The sequence below is a fragment of the Bacteroides finegoldii DSM 17565 genome (assembly GCF_000156195.1).
In the GTDB taxonomy this organism is placed as follows: Bacteria; Bacteroidota; Bacteroidia; order Bacteroidales; family Bacteroidaceae; genus Bacteroides; species Bacteroides finegoldii.
In genome coordinates this window covers 39,900-54,410 of sequence record NZ_GG688317.1, presented here as the reverse complement: position 1 = coordinate 54,410, position 14,511 = coordinate 39,900, and the positions used below count along the sequence as shown (strand labels likewise).

The 14,511-nt window shown below is 43.4% G+C and carries 17 protein-coding genes; 9 read left to right on the top strand and 8 right to left on the bottom strand.

All coding sequences use genetic code 11. The annotated features are described in order from the left end of the window. The first annotated feature begins 20 nt into the window (after positions 1-20). Positions 21-563, top strand: coding sequence for a hypothetical protein (locus tag BACFIN_RS19035; RefSeq protein ID WP_007747605.1), 543 nt, complete (start codon positions 21-23; stop codon positions 561-563). Between the two features lie 162 nt (positions 564-725). On the opposite strand, the gene BACFIN_RS19040 is transcribed toward BACFIN_RS19035, so the two are convergent. Genes BACFIN_RS19040 through BACFIN_RS19060 form a run of 5 tightly spaced genes read right to left on the bottom strand, consistent with a single transcriptional unit; the run spans position 726 to position 7,295 of the window. Further along, complete coding sequence (locus BACFIN_RS19040) at positions 726-1,319, bottom strand: metallophosphatase domain-containing protein (protein WP_007747597.1); 594 nt, start codon at positions 1,317-1,319, stop codon at positions 726-728. Beyond that, positions 1,316-3,832, bottom strand: a complete 2,517-nt coding sequence (locus BACFIN_RS19045; protein WP_007747592.1) for a DUF262 domain-containing protein — start codon at positions 3,830-3,832, stop codon at positions 1,316-1,318. Before BACFIN_RS19045 ends, BACFIN_RS19040 begins: the two co-directional genes overlap by 4 nt. Further along, positions 3,829-5,769 carry a DUF262 domain-containing protein gene (locus BACFIN_RS19050; RefSeq protein WP_007747589.1) on the bottom strand — a complete coding sequence of 647 codons (1,941 nt, stop codon included), beginning with the start codon at positions 5,767-5,769 and terminating at the stop codon, positions 3,829-3,831. Before BACFIN_RS19050 ends, BACFIN_RS19045 begins: the two co-directional genes overlap by 4 nt. A 24-nt stretch (positions 5,770-5,793) precedes the next feature. Then, entirely contained in the window at positions 5,794-6,345 is a 552-nt protein-coding gene (locus BACFIN_RS19055; protein WP_007747588.1) for a 3'-5' exonuclease, read from the bottom strand. After that, positions 6,333-7,295 carry a helix-turn-helix transcriptional regulator gene (locus tag BACFIN_RS19060; RefSeq protein WP_007747582.1) on the bottom strand — a complete coding sequence of 321 codons (963 nt, stop codon included), beginning with the start codon at positions 7,293-7,295 and terminating at the stop codon, positions 6,333-6,335. The genes BACFIN_RS19055 and BACFIN_RS19060 overlap by 13 nt, the downstream gene beginning before the upstream one ends. 176 nt (positions 7,296-7,471) lie before the next feature. On the opposite strand from BACFIN_RS19060, the gene BACFIN_RS19065 reads away from it, so the two are divergent. The 3 genes from BACFIN_RS19065 to BACFIN_RS19075 are packed head-to-tail and all read left to right on the top strand — an operon-like array spanning position 7,472 to position 10,007. Then, complete coding sequence (locus BACFIN_RS19065; RefSeq protein WP_149923659.1) at positions 7,472-7,990, top strand: hypothetical protein; 519 nt, start codon at positions 7,472-7,474, stop codon at positions 7,988-7,990. A gap of 6 nt (positions 7,991-7,996) precedes the next feature. Then, positions 7,997-9,262 (top strand): RNA-splicing ligase RtcB, encoded by a 1,266-nt coding sequence (locus BACFIN_RS19070; protein WP_007747577.1) that lies wholly within the window; start codon positions 7,997-7,999, stop codon positions 9,260-9,262. Position 9,263: 1 nt separating this feature from the next. Continuing rightward, the gene (locus BACFIN_RS19075; protein ID WP_007747576.1) at positions 9,264-10,007 is read left to right on the top strand and encodes a hypothetical protein; all 744 of its coding nucleotides are present in this window, start codon (positions 9,264-9,266) and stop codon (positions 10,005-10,007) included. 70 nt (positions 10,008-10,077) lie between these two features. Here BACFIN_RS19075 and BACFIN_RS0219235 read toward each other — a convergent pair whose 3' ends face one another. Genes BACFIN_RS0219235 through BACFIN_RS21140 form a run of 3 tightly spaced genes read right to left on the bottom strand, consistent with a single transcriptional unit; the run spans position 10,078 to position 11,997 of the window. Next, a complete protein-coding gene (locus BACFIN_RS0219235; protein WP_007747574.1) occupies positions 10,078-10,518 on the bottom strand; it encodes a hypothetical protein in 441 nt (146 codons plus the stop codon). Further along, on the bottom strand, positions 10,515-11,048 hold the full coding sequence (locus BACFIN_RS19080) for a DUF6557 family protein (protein WP_007747570.1): 534 nt from the start codon (positions 11,046-11,048) through the stop codon (positions 10,515-10,517). The genes BACFIN_RS0219235 and BACFIN_RS19080 overlap by 4 nt, the downstream gene beginning before the upstream one ends. Positions 11,049-11,067: 19 nt before the next feature. Next, positions 11,068-11,997 carry a DNA-processing protein DprA gene (locus BACFIN_RS21140; protein WP_007747568.1) on the bottom strand — a complete coding sequence of 310 codons (930 nt, stop codon included), beginning with the start codon at positions 11,995-11,997 and terminating at the stop codon, positions 11,068-11,070. A 209-nt stretch (positions 11,998-12,206) separates the two neighbouring features. On the opposite strand from BACFIN_RS21140, the gene BACFIN_RS19085 reads away from it, so the two are divergent. The 5 genes from BACFIN_RS19085 (at position 12,207) to BACFIN_RS23100 (ending at position 14,360) form a co-directional block, all read left to right on the top strand. After that, complete coding sequence (locus BACFIN_RS19085) at positions 12,207-12,656, top strand: DIP1984 family protein (RefSeq protein WP_007747567.1); 450 nt, start codon at positions 12,207-12,209, stop codon at positions 12,654-12,656. A 77-nt stretch (positions 12,657-12,733) separates the two neighbouring features. Beyond that, the gene (locus BACFIN_RS0219225) at positions 12,734-13,345 is read left to right on the top strand and encodes a DUF6557 family protein (protein WP_232281625.1); all 612 of its coding nucleotides are present in this window, start codon (positions 12,734-12,736) and stop codon (positions 13,343-13,345) included. 125 nt (positions 13,346-13,470) lie between these two features. Then, entirely contained in the window at positions 13,471-13,737 is a 267-nt protein-coding gene (locus BACFIN_RS23110) for a hypothetical protein (RefSeq protein ID WP_007747561.1), read from the top strand. A gap of 29 nt (positions 13,738-13,766) precedes the next feature. Beyond that, positions 13,767-14,099, top strand: a complete 333-nt coding sequence (locus BACFIN_RS23105) for a hypothetical protein (protein ID WP_230325678.1) — start codon at positions 13,767-13,769, stop codon at positions 14,097-14,099. Between the two features lie 42 nt (positions 14,100-14,141). Then, complete coding sequence (locus BACFIN_RS23100; RefSeq protein ID WP_007747556.1) at positions 14,142-14,360, top strand: hypothetical protein; 219 nt, start codon at positions 14,142-14,144, stop codon at positions 14,358-14,360. Positions 14,361-14,511 lie beyond the last annotated feature (151 nt).

The window sequence follows — 14,511 nt, the reverse complement described above, 5'->3', positions numbered from 1 at the left end:
AACAACCAAAAACAAGAATCATGGGAATTGGAAAATCTAAAATCACTTCATCAATAAACGTTGATGATATGCTGAAAAAGGCTGAAAGCAATCATGAATTAGAGGCTGAAAAACAGGATGCAGACAAGCGACTCACAGAAATACGTGAAGCAAAAGAGGCATTGTTGAAAATCCATCGAGATCTTCTGGATGCTATTAAAGCTGAGGGTGAGGCTGCAGTGATTTTGCAGGAAGCTATTAGTAGTTCCAATAACATTATCAACGGCATTTACAATGCGATTGTAAAAGCAGAGCAAAACACGCAGTTCAAGGCAACTATAAAATCCGAACATCTTGCTCAGCTTCAACAGCTCTTAAACCAAGCCATTGAGACATGGAAAAACATGTTGAAAAATCACCGTTCCGAACAGACGAAAATGTTAACGGAACATGAATCCAATATGCGCAAAATCCTTAGGCGAAATGAAGGCGTTTGGTTCTCTGACTTCTGGATGAAAGTCTTGGGAATATTTTTGTTTGTTTATACAGTGGTATTGGGAATGGTTGTATATTGTTCCACATGAGGTATCATGTATGATGCCATCCAATAAGGCTGTTTTTCACCTCGACTATGGTCCAGTCTTTACCAACAAATTGTCAGCAAATAAAAAAGCAAAGTTGGGAAAAGCGAGCGGACTTCGCTGCTATTTCTTTGAACACCTCTTTCTGAATAATCAATACTTTCATTATATTTCAATCAGGTTCGGAAAGTTGAAGTTCGTGTAATCTCCATTCATGCTTGCGCCATTTGAGAAAATAGTTGAACCATCTTTCTTTACTCCGTGCTGCTTATGGACATGCCCAAACAAATGCAAACGGGGCTTTATTTCTTCTACTCTCGTCAAAAGCTCGATCGAACCATAGTTTATCCCATCGTCAAAATCAAGAATACCATAGGGCGGACAATGGGTAATTAATACATTCGTGTCGGCAGGTATGGCTGCATAGTTACGGGCCTGGCGGTCTGAAATGCAATCTTCCATGAACATGGGAACGCCGTAAAATTTTATGTTTTCAATTATCACGTTGGAATTGCATAGGTAATGCACATTCTTATCCAACCCGTCTATCTTGGCTCCGTATAGACAGGCATCGTGATTGCCACAGATAAAAATCTTGTGTGGGTATGGAAGGTCGCAAAGCCAATTCATGAAATCAATGGCCTCTTGCTCACTTCCATTCATGGTGAAATCCCCGGAATGCACAAGGATGTCAGCATCGGGCAGCCGGGTAAGCCGCCGATGCTGACTGTGAGTGTCTGAGAGGTGAAGGATGGTCATAATCTAATCATTGGATGTTTTTTTTCTGAGATGAATTCCGCAAATTCAGCTTCTACTTGTTGGCAGAAACTATCAATGTATGAAGTGCCATCACTCGGCTCTGCAATATTAAAACAATAGTATTGCTTTCTATCACCTTGTTCATTCTCCAACACAATGGAACGCCTCTTGTAGTCCCATCCCTGCGTCATAAGATAGATATCGTATTCCTTATTGTTACTTTGCTTATACCATTGCAGATAAAGTTCCTTTCCGTTTACATGATAGATGAAGTTTATACTAAGATTTCCCCAAAATAGTCCGGTGCCGGTTATTCTCTTATTGCTATCGGTCAGTTCTATGATTCCAGCATCTAATAGTCGGTTCAAATAGGTATCGCGCATCGGATAGTTCAACATTACCCCATACTTATAGCCACAATAGTATAAAGCATCATGTGGATGACGGATATACAAATTCCAATTATTTGTATTTTCCGATACGAGGAACCTAACGAATGATTCATTGGCCAATAATCGTATTTTCTCAGACCTTGTCTCATTTGAAGGAGAATGTCCCATCAATAAATGGTGAACTGGTTTTGAATAGATATATTCGTTAGAGGCATTGACTTTGGTCAGGATGTTTTCTTTCCATGTGTTTGCGGTACAAGTGAATATCTTGGCATTCCACCAGAATTGTAATTCCCAACTGTCACAGTAGCTGTATAGCGTATGCAAGGTTTCCACACGCTTCTCCGTCCGGATACCTTCTTTATCGAACAACAGCCTTGCGGTCTCCATCTTTTTATCAAAGCAACTCCAATCTACCTTTCCTTCTTCGTTGTTGAAAAGGAAAGCAATGGCACCTTTGAAGAACGCAAAGTTCTCTGCTGCATATATTTTACCTTTCCAGTCAGGGCCTTTCTTTATCTGTTTGGCTTTCGATATTTCTTCCAATAACTGTCTCCGGCTGAATGTGTCTTTTATCTGGCTTTCGTCTATTCCGGCTAAGTAAGTGATAATGTCGTCCGAAGCATTAATGGGCATTACTGCATCTCCGAATTTGGGCAATTCATTGACTCCCTTTCCAAAGAAACGAATGGCACTGATGCTTTGTTCCTTGTCTATATAGCTGTTCTCCACTATATTCCAAACAAAATGCATCCAATCTTTTAGTTTGTTTATGTTCACCTCCTTACACGTGGTCAGATAAACGCAAATGGCATGGAAAACTACTTGTTGCGGATAGGTAAGCGTGTATGGAGTATTATCTGTCTTATTATTTTCTGTCTTTTTATAATGTGGGATGAAATAGAAAGGTGTATTGCCGGTCTTGTCTTCGTCTAACTTCCAATAAGGCCAAAAAAGCTCATCCATAGCCTGTTTGGCTTTTTCTTTTCCATAATCTTCTGTTAGTTTTTCATACTGTCTACACAGATTGTTCAAGCAAGCAGTAAGTTCACCGATACATTCTTTAGTGAGCACATCATTGTAGATGCTCATGCTTTGATAATGGCAGTCTGTTTTGTTTCCTTTCTTATCTGCCGTGGACAGCATCTTATACAAATCTTCTATTATTATCTTTTCCGGTTTAAAACTTGTGTTTGCAATGCGCAAATTGAGGAAAAATCGATTGAGGAAGCTCATGTAGATTTCATCAATGCGGTCTTCGGAGGAACGGAAATGCCAAAACAGATCTGTCCACCGAGTGTCCATCAACACACTGACCCCATCTTCTTTACTTGCATCATCCTCCGGTATCAAATACTCCCGGTCGTTCTGTTTGTATTTTAGCAAGTCGGCCTTAAAGTTCTCAAAATCGGTCAAGACTTTGCCACGGGCATTCATCTTGATATACAGATTATCGGTCAGCGGCATGTTTTTGTCTTCCATGTTCAACAGATAGAATTTAACAAGTGCGTTCTCTTCATCTTTCAATCGTTCCAAAAGTTCCAAAGCCCTATCCTTTGTCCATTTTAAGTAATATTCTTCAATACCGTCTATTATGTCTGTTTCGTTGCTGTCCTTAATGTCCGTACCTTCCAGCATACGCAACATGGATTGTATGGTAGGATCCTGATCGTAAATGGAATAATACCAGCGTTGGTTGCGTATGAAAGAACGGATGCCGTGATTCTTTGGTTTATATTTTTCGTTTATGTCACAAAGTTTTTGGCAGAAGGTTCGGGAGGAGACTCTTGTTTCGTATGAGAATCGTTGCAGCGTTGCCCTATCTTCGTTTAATGTCCCCGCACATAAAGCCAAATACCAATGCAGCAGCCATAACGTAGTCAGACGTTGCTGACCGTCGAGCGGATAGAGAGTGTCCGCTTCCACACTACCATAGACGAAATCGAGCACCAATGGCTTAGCATCCCCTTGCAGTGCGGCAAACAACTGGCCAAGAAAACGTTCCCGCAGGTATTCTTTACCAATTCTGCCTTGTGCGTAGTCGCGCTGAATGATGGGAATGACTATTTTCTTTGATGTCAACAGGCCCCAAAACGAGATGTTCTTGCTATATTCTGTCATAATAAAAATTCTTTAAGTGTGTCTTTGATGTTGTTCATATAAGCTATGGCATCTTCCTTGTTCCAAGTATTGAAATCAGACGATGCGGCGTTGTAGTACTTCAGGAAGACAGATTTGGTGCATGGCGGGATGAAAGAGGATTGACCTTCTTGGACTTTACACTCCACAATCGCTCCGTTCTCGTCAACCGTTGGCGGAAAGAATCTCTTACCCTGATCCTTGCCAATGATGACTCTACGCTTGGCCGGAAAGATGGCATTTCCATAACTCCGGTTGGTGGATGAATCCAGCAGGGCAAAGTTCCATATTTTATTCTTCTCAATCTGAGACAGCCGAATATTCCCGTTTATGTCATCAATACTGCTTCGCAGCTCTTCAAATCGCTCGTTTCGTGCCTTCTGCTTGTCCGGATCTTCGCTTTGTTCGTAATTCTTTCCGGTAAATTTCTCGAAGAAGTCTTTAATATTTTTCCTGATTTCTTTGAATGCCTCACCCTGGAGTCCGAAATAGGCATTAAGCAACCATTCGCGCTGCGATTGTATATCATTCAGTTTGTTTTCAGTATTTGAGTCAATATGTTCCACGTCCCAATCTTCTGATTTATACAAATGAAACGGGAATTTGTAAAATACACCCTCCCGGTATTTCTTGTTTTCAGCCAATACATTATTCTGGTTGATGACTGTCTGCAGGTTGTGCAGAAGCAAAATGGGACGACAATTCTGCTTGACCCCACCTTTGAATTCTTGGGGAACTTCCGCATCAACTTCATAGACGGTATTTTCAATGTCCTTGTAACGGATGCTTTCCTTGATTGCCTTCATAAGATAATTTTCTCGGAAAGCCGATTTGGTGGCATATCGTGTCCATTGCCGATAAATTCTGTTTACGCTTTTTCCGATGCAAATCAAGAAACCGATATAATGGTACAATTCCTTGTCATCAAACCACTCTTGCAAGGTCTGGAAAATCTCTTTTACTTTCTCCCAGATAGTTTGGATAGCTTCTTCTTTTTGCTTCTGTGTTTCAAAATAATGATTGAAGTAACGGAATGTTTTGAGGTCACCATTCATCTGAATCTCTTGGTCATCCTTGCAATGCAGCATGTCTTCTTGACAAATCATGTCAAAGATGAAATCAATACGTGTCGAACGTTCGTTGCCGGGCTCGTTAAGGAAGAGCCAGAATTCATTGGATTGAAGTGTGTATTCTATGACATCCCATTCCATGGCTATCTCCTGCTGACGTAACCTGACTGTGCTGTAGCCATCGTTCGGGAAGTTGGATTTGTTTAGTAAAAGTGCCTTTATTAACTCTGCATTGGTCAACGAAATCTTTCCGATGTTCAGCCGTGTAAACACCTCTTTGGGGTTATTCTCTTGGGTTTCATACCAAATGAACTTTACCTGATGGAGCAAAACGTTTCGAAAACGGTCAATGTCTTTTCCCTTCAGCCAATTGTTGGTGCAATTGACAGCTTGTTTGATGTAGTAATAATCAATGTTTTCCTTGACATTAGAGTCTGGAATTCCGTTCATAATGCCATCTAAAAAAGAGGCGCTGTTTTTACGGGTCTCATACTCAATATCGTAGAAATGAGGTTGCTGTAACACTTCTAAAATAAGGCGAATGGTAGTCAGTCTCTGTTGTCCGTCCACTACTTCCCATTGTTCTTTCAGCAAGTGTCTTACTTCATTCAAATCTTTTGCCTCATGTATTCGCTTCATTACTGAATCTTCATCGGAAAGTCTTTTCACGATGACTAATGGCTGCAAGCAATAAATGCTGGCATTACCTTTCTTCCCGCTGAACTCAAGTATATCTTTCAGCAAATCTTTCACTTGCTGTTGCGTCCAACGATATCCCCGTTGATAGGCAGGAATATAAAACGCCATGTCCTGCAGTTCCGCAATGGATTTTAATTCTAATGTATTCATCGTATCATAAGTTTGTTTTTCATTTTACAACTTTCCACCACAATTCCCCATCTCTTCCCATCCGCACCATCCGGCATCCTCCAATTCCTTCAGAAACAGCCGTGCGCACATTTCCGCATCATCCCCTGCCCGGTGGTGTTGCCCGTAAGGTATCCTGAACTGGTCGCAGAGATAGTCCAAACTGTTGCAGCCGAAGCTATAAAGTTTGCGTGCCGCACGGAGGGAACAATAATAAGTGATCTCCAGCTTCTCCATGCCGTATAATTCCAACGAGTGACGGATACAACCGATGTCGAAAGCGGCATTGTGAGCCACAAGTACGGGAATGTCTTTAAGGTATTTGCTGATTTCTGTCCATACTTCCGGGAATTCCGGAGAATCAGCCGTGTCATTCGGGCGGATGCCGTGTATCTGCATGTTCCAATAGCTGTAGCTATTTCCTTGCGGACGGACGAGCCACGAACGGGTTTCCACAATCTTTCCGTCACGCACCACACAGATGCCCGCCTCGCAAATGGAAGCTCGTTTGCCTGTGGCTGTCTCAAAGTCGATGGCTATGAAATTTATTCCTTGCATGGTTTATCCTCCTCCCAAGTGTAATAGTCCAACATATTTTTAGCAAAATTGCGCATTTCATCGCGCACAGATTCCGGTTCCAGCACTTCCACTTGGTCGCCTTGAGCAAGAATCAGCTGGTAGAAATCGAAAGTCGGTTTCAGATGGTACTCAAACAGCGTGGACTCATCATCGCCCTCTATCTCTCGTTGTGATTCGTGCAAGGGTAAGGAACGCAGATAATCGGCAAAACCGCCATAAGCCAAAAGAACAATGCGCTGTATGGGTTCATCCGATGTGATTACTCCGCAGCATCCTTCAAAATAATGATTGATATCGAAATCCTTTTTCATCTTAAATGTCTTGCCCGTGTCCTGAATGTCTGAAATACGGTCGAGGGCATATACCCGGTAGACATCGGCGGGCTTGATGCCTTTCTCTTTGTTCCAGTTTGAATAGTAGGGACTGCGTGCCACCACATACCAACGACGCTTCACGACTTTCAGACAATAAGGTTCAATCTCAAACGTGCAGGCTTCCGGTTTGCCGAACCCTTGGTGCGTGACACTCAACACATGATTGCGCCGCATGGCTTCGGCTATGTGCGTGAGCCAGGTTTGTCCCGATGGAATATTTTCAAAAATAATCCGGTCTTCCAGTTTGTTGTCCGCCTGTATTTGGTTCAATGTAGCGTAGGAACTTATCAGCCAGCTTTGCAGGTTGTTTCCTTCCAACCGTTCCGGCTCGTCTATGTAATAGCGGTAATCGTCCTTCCGGTCGCATTCTATATATACATCGAAGATGTCTTTAATAGCTTTCTTGTGATTATGAAAGGTTTTCAAAGGCAATTCCTCACCATAGCCCAGCCCGCTTTCCTGCCAAAGCTCGCTGATTTCTTGGAATGTCAGGCGTTTGTATCGGCGCAGGGTATCTATCAGCCAGACATACCGCCCAAAGAGATTTGCTGCCATACTACTGTCATTTTATGGTTATGCCACAAAGTTATATATTCCCCTGTGCCAAATCGTAGCCCAACCTTAAAAATTTCGTTCTTTTCTGCATTTCTTTTATGTTATGCTTTGTTTTGGCATTTAACGCCCTTTACTTTGCGGCAGAATAGATGTTAAACCTTTTAATGACAAGTAGTATGGCAACAAAGAACTGGAACAACGATTTTATGGCTAAGGTATTGGAAGAAGCCGCATGGAAAGAACTGTCAAGCGAGTTTGCGTGGAATGAGCCACTGTTGGAAAAGTACAAGGACAAGGTGTCGTGGAAAGAAATTTCCGGCAACAGAAACATCCTTTGGACTGCATCCATGATTGAGAAGTTTAAGAACAAAGTGGACTGGGAGGAACTTTCCGGTTCGGACAATGAGCATCTGTTTACGGCGGAGAATCTGGAGAAATACAAGGAATATTGGAATTGGCGTGAATTATCAAGAAACTCCGACATCGAACTTACTCCCGCGCTTTTGGAACAGTTTGCCGAGTATTGGGATTGGAGCGAAATCATAGACTGCTATCACCGGAACGAATTGTATAGCATGGAGTTTCTGGAGAGATACCAGGATTATATTCCGGCATCCGCTTTGCAACGTTCACGCCTGTGGAACAAGTTGGTCGAGGGCGAAAAGAAACAGTTGAAGATACGCATCCTTTCATAAAGCAAAATGAAAACGATAGAGAACTATAACGTAAAAATTTATACTAACCACATCGAAGACAGCGCCCGCGAGCAAATCAAGGAATTGCTGTCCATCGATGTGTTCAGCAAGTGTAAAATCCGCATTATGCCCGATGTCCATGCCGGAGCAGGCTGCGTCATTGGCTTTACGGGAGATTTAGGCGATAAGGTGATTCCCAATATTGTCGGTGTGGACATAGGTTGTGGCATCTTGGTGCAACCGTTTGTCTGCGTGGGTGACATAGACTATCATACTTTCAACGAGTTTATTCTTCACTACATACCGTCCGGTCGCAATTACCGAGACTGCAATTATGCGCCGCTCCCGCAAAAGTATATGGATGTATATCGCGCAGCCAAAGATATCATCAAGCAGTTGCGCTGCTATCGCGAACTGAAGGGAACTAAACGCTTGAACGCCTCCATCGGTTCGCTGGGCGGAGGAAATCATTTCATTGAGTTGGATAAAGACGAATGCGGCATAAGCTACTTGGTTGTTCACACCGGAAGCCGCAACTTGGGGAAACAGGTGGCGCAAATTTATCAGAAGTTAGCCGTAAAGTGCCAGTTTGGATGGGCCGAACTGATGGAAGAACAAAACCGCATGATTGCCGAATACAAAGCGACGGGACGTAAGAATGCGTTGCAGGATGCCATACGCCAACTGCACAATTCATTCAAAATGCGCAAGCCAACTATACCGCCCGATCTATCCTATCTGGAAGGTGCTTATCGTGAAGATTACCTGCATGATATGCGTCTCTGCCAGCATTGGGCCAAGATGAACCGTAGTCTGATTGCCCATCTTATCATGGATTACTTCATTTCTCAAGGCTATGTCAAATTGATGCAAAATGATTTAGCATTTGAAAGTGTGCATAACTACATAGGCGACGACAACATCATCCGCAAGGGGGCGATAGCCGCCTATGAAGGACAGAAGTGCATCATCCCGCTAAACATGCGCGACGGGTCGCTTATCTGCATCGGCAAGGGCAATGCGGAGTGGAACTGCTCGGCCCCGCACGGCGCCGGACGCGTCATGAGCCGGAGTCAGGCCTTCAAAAGCATCTCCATGGATGATTACCGTGCTTCTATGCTGGGCATATACAGCGAAAGTTTGTCGGAAGACACCAAGGATGAGTCACCCATGGTGTACAAGCCGAAGGATGAAATCATCGGAAATATCCGCGACACGGTGAGCATTGTGAATGTGATAAAGCCTGTGTATAACTTCAAAGCAGCAGAATGATATGAGTAAACCCCAAGAATTGATAGGACTGAAGCATAACAATTATGATTATCCGTTGGCCGATGTTTCCCATCTTTCAGAAAAAGAGAAAAAGGACTTGTTGAAACGCAGAATGCGCATACCGAAGGAACTGCAATCTGACGAGGAATTCGAACAATGGGTGACGGTATTTTCTGAATGGAACACATACCACTGTAGCAACGGGCATAAGTCTACGGAAGAAGAAAGAAGCTTCGAAAAAATGCTTACCGCAAGTTATGAACGTGGCTTGTGGTATCACCGCAAGCGTTTCAGCGAATGGAAGAAAGAATACCTGCAACCACTCATCGACGAGTTAGCGGAACACGCCGCCCATGCCCCACAATACGACTGGCAATATCTGTATGCTTTGGAGTGTGCCAAATTGCGTTGTATGAGGGCTTACTTCTCACATTCTTTGATAGCGGACGAGAATGGTAACTTCGGCTTCAACCGCTGGATAGATATTTGCATCAGCCTGCTGCAACATATCAAAGGCGATGGCCTGCACATCTCCCGGCAACAGATTGAACGAATGAATACCAGAAATGTAAAGGATATAGTTCCTTCCACTCTAGTGGACGCTTATGAAGAAGCGCCTGCACCAAGTGATGAAGAAGACGGTCTTCCCGACAAGTACTATTATGGCGAGAAGATATATGTCCGCAAGATGGAGCGGCTATATTACCGAATACGTCTTTACAAGATGAGGGAGTGGTGGGAGTAAAACAAACATTATCGGCAATAACCCTAAGATAAGACAGGGACACCGGTATATTGGCGTCCCTGTCTTAAACTTATTTCTTGTTCAATAACAGCGTAACCTTTACTTCCTCTTTTTCATAATTTTCTGTCTGCGTACCGAACAACATGTTTGTGTATCCAAGATGTTGCATCACGGATTTACGGAAGGCCTCAAGCTCCGTTTCATCCAGCGGGCAGTGAGAAGGACAACGGATGAAGATAACGGCACTGTCATACTTCGTAAGGTCGAGCAGCTGATATTGGGTCATTGACTCCAAAATGTAGGTGAGGCGCGAATTGGTATTTTGCGTCTCTGAGAGGTAATCATACTGTCTGCCGTATTGGACATTGAGTAGAAACTCCACATCGTTTCGCCGGAAACTGCTCCCTTCGGCAGAAAGTGTCCTTACCAAATTCTCTCGTGCGGCCATTTTGCGCAGATATTCTTCCCGTTTGTCTTGACGGTATTCTCGCTTTCGTTTTGAGCGGTTCATGCAATTATTAAAGAAATCGCGCGCGTTTGTCCACGTAACATAACGCCGTCCTTCCCCTTGCTGCGTAGTCGGCGTGGAGTTTGATGCCGCCAGATGCTTTCCTCCAGTTTATCCAAAGCAACTTCATACTTATTATTCAAAACCTTTGGCCCAAATTTTCTTTGCCATGTTTCTTCTCTTTCGTCAGGTGAGAATCCCCAATAAGTGATTTCCCATAGACAGTGCATAGCGATTTCTATTTTGGAAATATGCACATCGTCCGCCACGACAATTTCTTTGGCCAAATCTTCTTCCCAAGTACAGTCGTGCATCGGGCCTACGCCAATCCATTTTTCTTCATCTTCCCATTCTCCGCCATGCCATTCTACAAAGATTTTACCTTCAAAATTATTTGCAGGTTCCATGTTACGAAGGATGTCGTATGCCTCGCGGAAGGCGTAGAGATTGTCAAGATGCTCCGGTTCGTGTCTTTTCAGATGCGGAAGAAGTTCGTCGAAGCCGACTTGCGTTAGTAATTCTTTTAGTGTCATAATTATTTATAATAGAGTGTTATGCTATAACAATTTTATTATCTAAGTCTAATGTTATCTCCTGCCCAAGTCTAATGGGCAGAGCCAAGTTATAATCGAGCAGGAACTTGTTGCCTGAGTTCAGTTCATTCTGCGTATCATACTGGACAGAATAAACATTGTTTTCCCATCCAAAGGGGACTCCGTTATATTCCTGGGCGAAACGCACGGCATACATCGTGCCGCTGATGATGGGACATTGGGCCACAATGACCGATTGGGTCAAAACGACCTGCATACGGCAACGCGCCACTAATCTCGTGGGGTTGGCTTTCACGCCGAAAGGATGTTCGGACAGGATGGTTCCGCCCTTGGCGATTATTTCATCCTGTAACGACTTGTTCACCTTGGGATGCGTGATGTCCAAGCCCGAGGCCACCACTGCTATTGTCTGTCCGCCCGCATCGAGGCAGCCCTGGTGGGCGGCCGTATCGCAACCCAAAGCCAAGCCGCTGATGACGATATGTCCTTGCTTGCCCATCTGTTCAGCAAACTCGTAGGCCATGTTCAGGCCTTCCTTGTCTGCTGCGCGTGCACCAATAATGGCTACATTATCCTCACGGTTGAGTAAATCCTTATTCCCCAGCACGTGGATGAGCAACGGTGCATCTCTGCATAAATTGCGGAAGTGATGAGGATACGCTTCGTCATTATAAGGGATGGTAATCACTCCTGCTTTTGTCTGCCTGTCCAATATTCGTTTTGCCTTGTCGAGTTCGCGGATGGACATGGAAGCCGTTTCTTTCAGTGAATATCTTTCGCTTTCCACGTTTTCATATAGTTGCTTGGAAGAATAACCTAGCAACTGCAGGCATAATAATTCTTCTACTGAAAGAAAAGAAAGCCTCCACGCCTCCATTTTATTTTGCCTCTTTTTGACAACCTCTTTCCAATCTTCTCTATTTTTCATAAGATGGTATTTTATTTTGTGGCAAAGGAAACATTTCGATGTGCCGAATTGGAGCATAGGCAGATTATTTTTCCGTCTGCTTTCGTTTGCATTACTCTACATGTGGTTCGAAAATTTATAATGGAAATACAAAATATCTTCGCCTTGTGCTGCGATTTGGCACTTTGATGACGGAACTTTGCATCATCAAACCAAATAGGAGACATAGAATGAAACTGGCAGAAGCATTAAGCATCCACACCGACCTGCAAAACAGAATCGACCAATTGAAGAGTCGGCTGAAATACAGTGCTAAGGTGCAGGAAGGTGAGCAACCTTCTGAGAACGTGAATGAATTGTATAAAGAATTGGATGAATGCCTTTTGCAATTCGAGGTGATTGTTTATCGGATTAACCGCACCAACATGCAAACCGTGTACGAGGGAGAAACTCTCATCCAAATGATTGCCCGCAAAGACACATTGAAGTTGCGTCTGACGGTAATGCGCGACCTCTTGAAACACGTTGTTGAAAATGACCGTTACGGGCGACAGGAGATAAAATATATTCACATGGTGGACGTGGGTAAATTAAGAAAGGTTACGGACAACTATCCCAAACAGCTCCGAAACTTGGATATGAAGCTACAAAGCCTGAACTGGTCGGTAGATTTAATTTGACATAATAAGGTATAGTCCTTCTTTGTAACAGACAATGGCGGCACTTCCTTATCGCATGGCAGGGGCAACAAACCAAGGTGGCAGCTGGTAGAAGCATGGTTATTACCGCGCATCTCCGGCACGGTGTACAAACGCATAGCGTACACGGCCTCTGGGGGAAGATTATTCTGCATTACCTTGTACCGATTGTTTGGAAGGAAAGACGAGGGTGGGTTGAGGGAATTTATTGCTCTAAAATAGGCACTATGACATTCAAGGAACTTTTTTCGCAATTCAGTTTTGCCGAAATCAGACCGGCATTCCTAAATTTATGGCAGACCAACGAACCGAAACTGGTCGAACATCTCGATTTGGACAAATGGGAAAGAATTTATCAGAACGTCCAAGCGTTGGAAGCAAAATCATCCCAATATTACATTCGCTTAGGATATCGTTGGGAAACCTGTAGCCCGATGATTGACATGAACTGTTCGGTTTATGACAAGGTAGACAACCATCTAGATTGCCCTATGGCCTGTTATCCGTTATGGTCGGAAATAGCGGGCATGGAAGTGGTGGTGGAGAAAGATATTGTGATTACGCCTCAAGAGCTTGTTGCAGGCTTGCTGTGGGAAATTACTTACTTTGGCGGGACGGAAGAGATTGCACGAAAGAGTATGGAAAGAACATTTCATGGAGGAACGAAATGAAACGAGAGCAGATTGTCATGTTCATTTGGATATATATTATTTCTGCCATAATGCTTCTCCTGCTTGTCTCGCTTGGTGGAGGAATGTCGGAAGAACGATGGATAAGGATATAAATCGAATATAATATGGAAAAAGTAAGTGAAGTATTTTTCAGTGAGCATGGGCTGACTTCCACATCGGCATCGCATTTGGCTGATTTGGCGCAAGAGGTCATGGCCGAGAATGAAGCAAAGTTGAAAAACATGACCTTTGTGACTACGAAAGTCGATATTGTAGGCTCAACTTCCGAATCGGGGAAGACCGTCTGTGTGGGTTATGACGAAGATATGCTGAGTCTGGTTCGTCCTCTTTTGAAAGACATAGTCTCAATGAACACTTTTGCGCTTGGATAAGGGAAGCAGTCAAAGCTAAAGACAAGGAATTGAAACAGGTAGCAAACTTTATGTTTGAAGAATGGTGTACGCTTCAGGGAGTCGAAATACCTTCTAGCCCATCCTATCCGAAAGAAACGACGGAAGTGGATATCATCGCTCAGATGAATATCAAAGAGCGTAACCGCTATCTGCAATTGGAAGCCGTAGCTGCTACTATTGAGAAATATATCCATCCCGGAGGCCAATTCTCTTTAGCCCGTGAAGAACTCCAAAACAGAATCATGAAACCTTACAGCACCGAAGGAAATGGAAAAGACACGTTGATTTACACTCACATTCCTTCCGTTGACCCGCAAAAAGTAGAAGATGTGTTTTCGTAACTCCAAAAATGGCATCGTCAGAATGAACGGGAGCTGAATAAAATGAAGTTTGCTATCAAAAAACAAGCCGAGAAACAGATTCTAGAAAATACGCATCGGTTCAAGCAGGAACTGGAAAGTGAAAAACAATGCCACATGACACTTTACACTCAATACAAAGAATGGCAACTGAAAGAGCTGGAACGCATTTCTAAATTGAAAATCAATGTACCGGAAGCCTTACAAAACACTTATGAGCAACTAAGTCGGCTTGAAGCATAAAAAAGGTGTCGCGAACTTACATCTCAATGGATGCTAATCACGGCTTTGATGGGGCAGAGATTGTCGCTTGCATTTAATTGGAATTAGAATTGGAATGTCTAACTAACAAACGGCGGATGTTTGCAGCTATAAAAACATCCGGTCTTAGACT

Coding starts and splice junctions, on each gene's coding strand:
- BACFIN_RS19050 (WP_007747589.1), bottom strand. CDS start 5,769: ATGAATACATTAGAATTAAAATCCATTGCGGAACTGCAGGACATGGCG.
- BACFIN_RS19060 (WP_007747582.1), bottom strand. CDS start 7,295: ATGGCAGCAAATCTCTTTGGGCGGTATGTCTGGCTGATAGATACCCTG.
- BACFIN_RS0219235 (WP_007747574.1), bottom strand. CDS start 10,518: ATGAACCGCTCAAAACGAAAGCGAGAATACCGTCAAGACAAACGGGAA.
- BACFIN_RS19085 (WP_007747567.1), top strand. CDS start 12,207: ATGAAACTGGCAGAAGCATTAAGCATCCACACCGACCTGCAAAACAGA.
- BACFIN_RS19070 (WP_007747577.1), top strand. CDS start 7,997: ATGAAAACGATAGAGAACTATAACGTAAAAATTTATACTAACCACATC.
- BACFIN_RS19035 (WP_007747605.1), top strand. CDS start 21: ATGGGAATTGGAAAATCTAAAATCACTTCATCAATAAACGTTGATGAT.
- BACFIN_RS19075 (WP_007747576.1), top strand. CDS start 9,264: ATGAGTAAACCCCAAGAATTGATAGGACTGAAGCATAACAATTATGAT.
- BACFIN_RS19045 (WP_007747592.1), bottom strand. CDS start 3,832: ATGACAGAATATAGCAAGAACATCTCGTTTTGGGGCCTGTTGACATCA.
- BACFIN_RS23100 (WP_007747556.1), top strand. CDS start 14,142: ATGAAGTTTGCTATCAAAAAACAAGCCGAGAAACAGATTCTAGAAAAT.
- BACFIN_RS19055 (WP_007747588.1), bottom strand. CDS start 6,345: ATGCAAGGAATAAATTTCATAGCCATCGACTTTGAGACAGCCACAGGC.
- BACFIN_RS19040 (WP_007747597.1), bottom strand. CDS start 1,319: ATGACCATCCTTCACCTCTCAGACACTCACAGTCAGCATCGGCGGCTT.
- BACFIN_RS21140 (WP_007747568.1), bottom strand. CDS start 11,997: ATGAAAAATAGAGAAGATTGGAAAGAGGTTGTCAAAAAGAGGCAAAAT.
- BACFIN_RS19065 (WP_149923659.1), top strand. CDS start 7,472: ATGGCAACAAAGAACTGGAACAACGATTTTATGGCTAAGGTATTGGAA.
- BACFIN_RS23110 (WP_007747561.1), top strand. CDS start 13,471: ATGGAAAAAGTAAGTGAAGTATTTTTCAGTGAGCATGGGCTGACTTCC.
- BACFIN_RS19080 (WP_007747570.1), bottom strand. CDS start 11,048: ATGACACTAAAAGAATTACTAACGCAAGTCGGCTTCGACGAACTTCTT.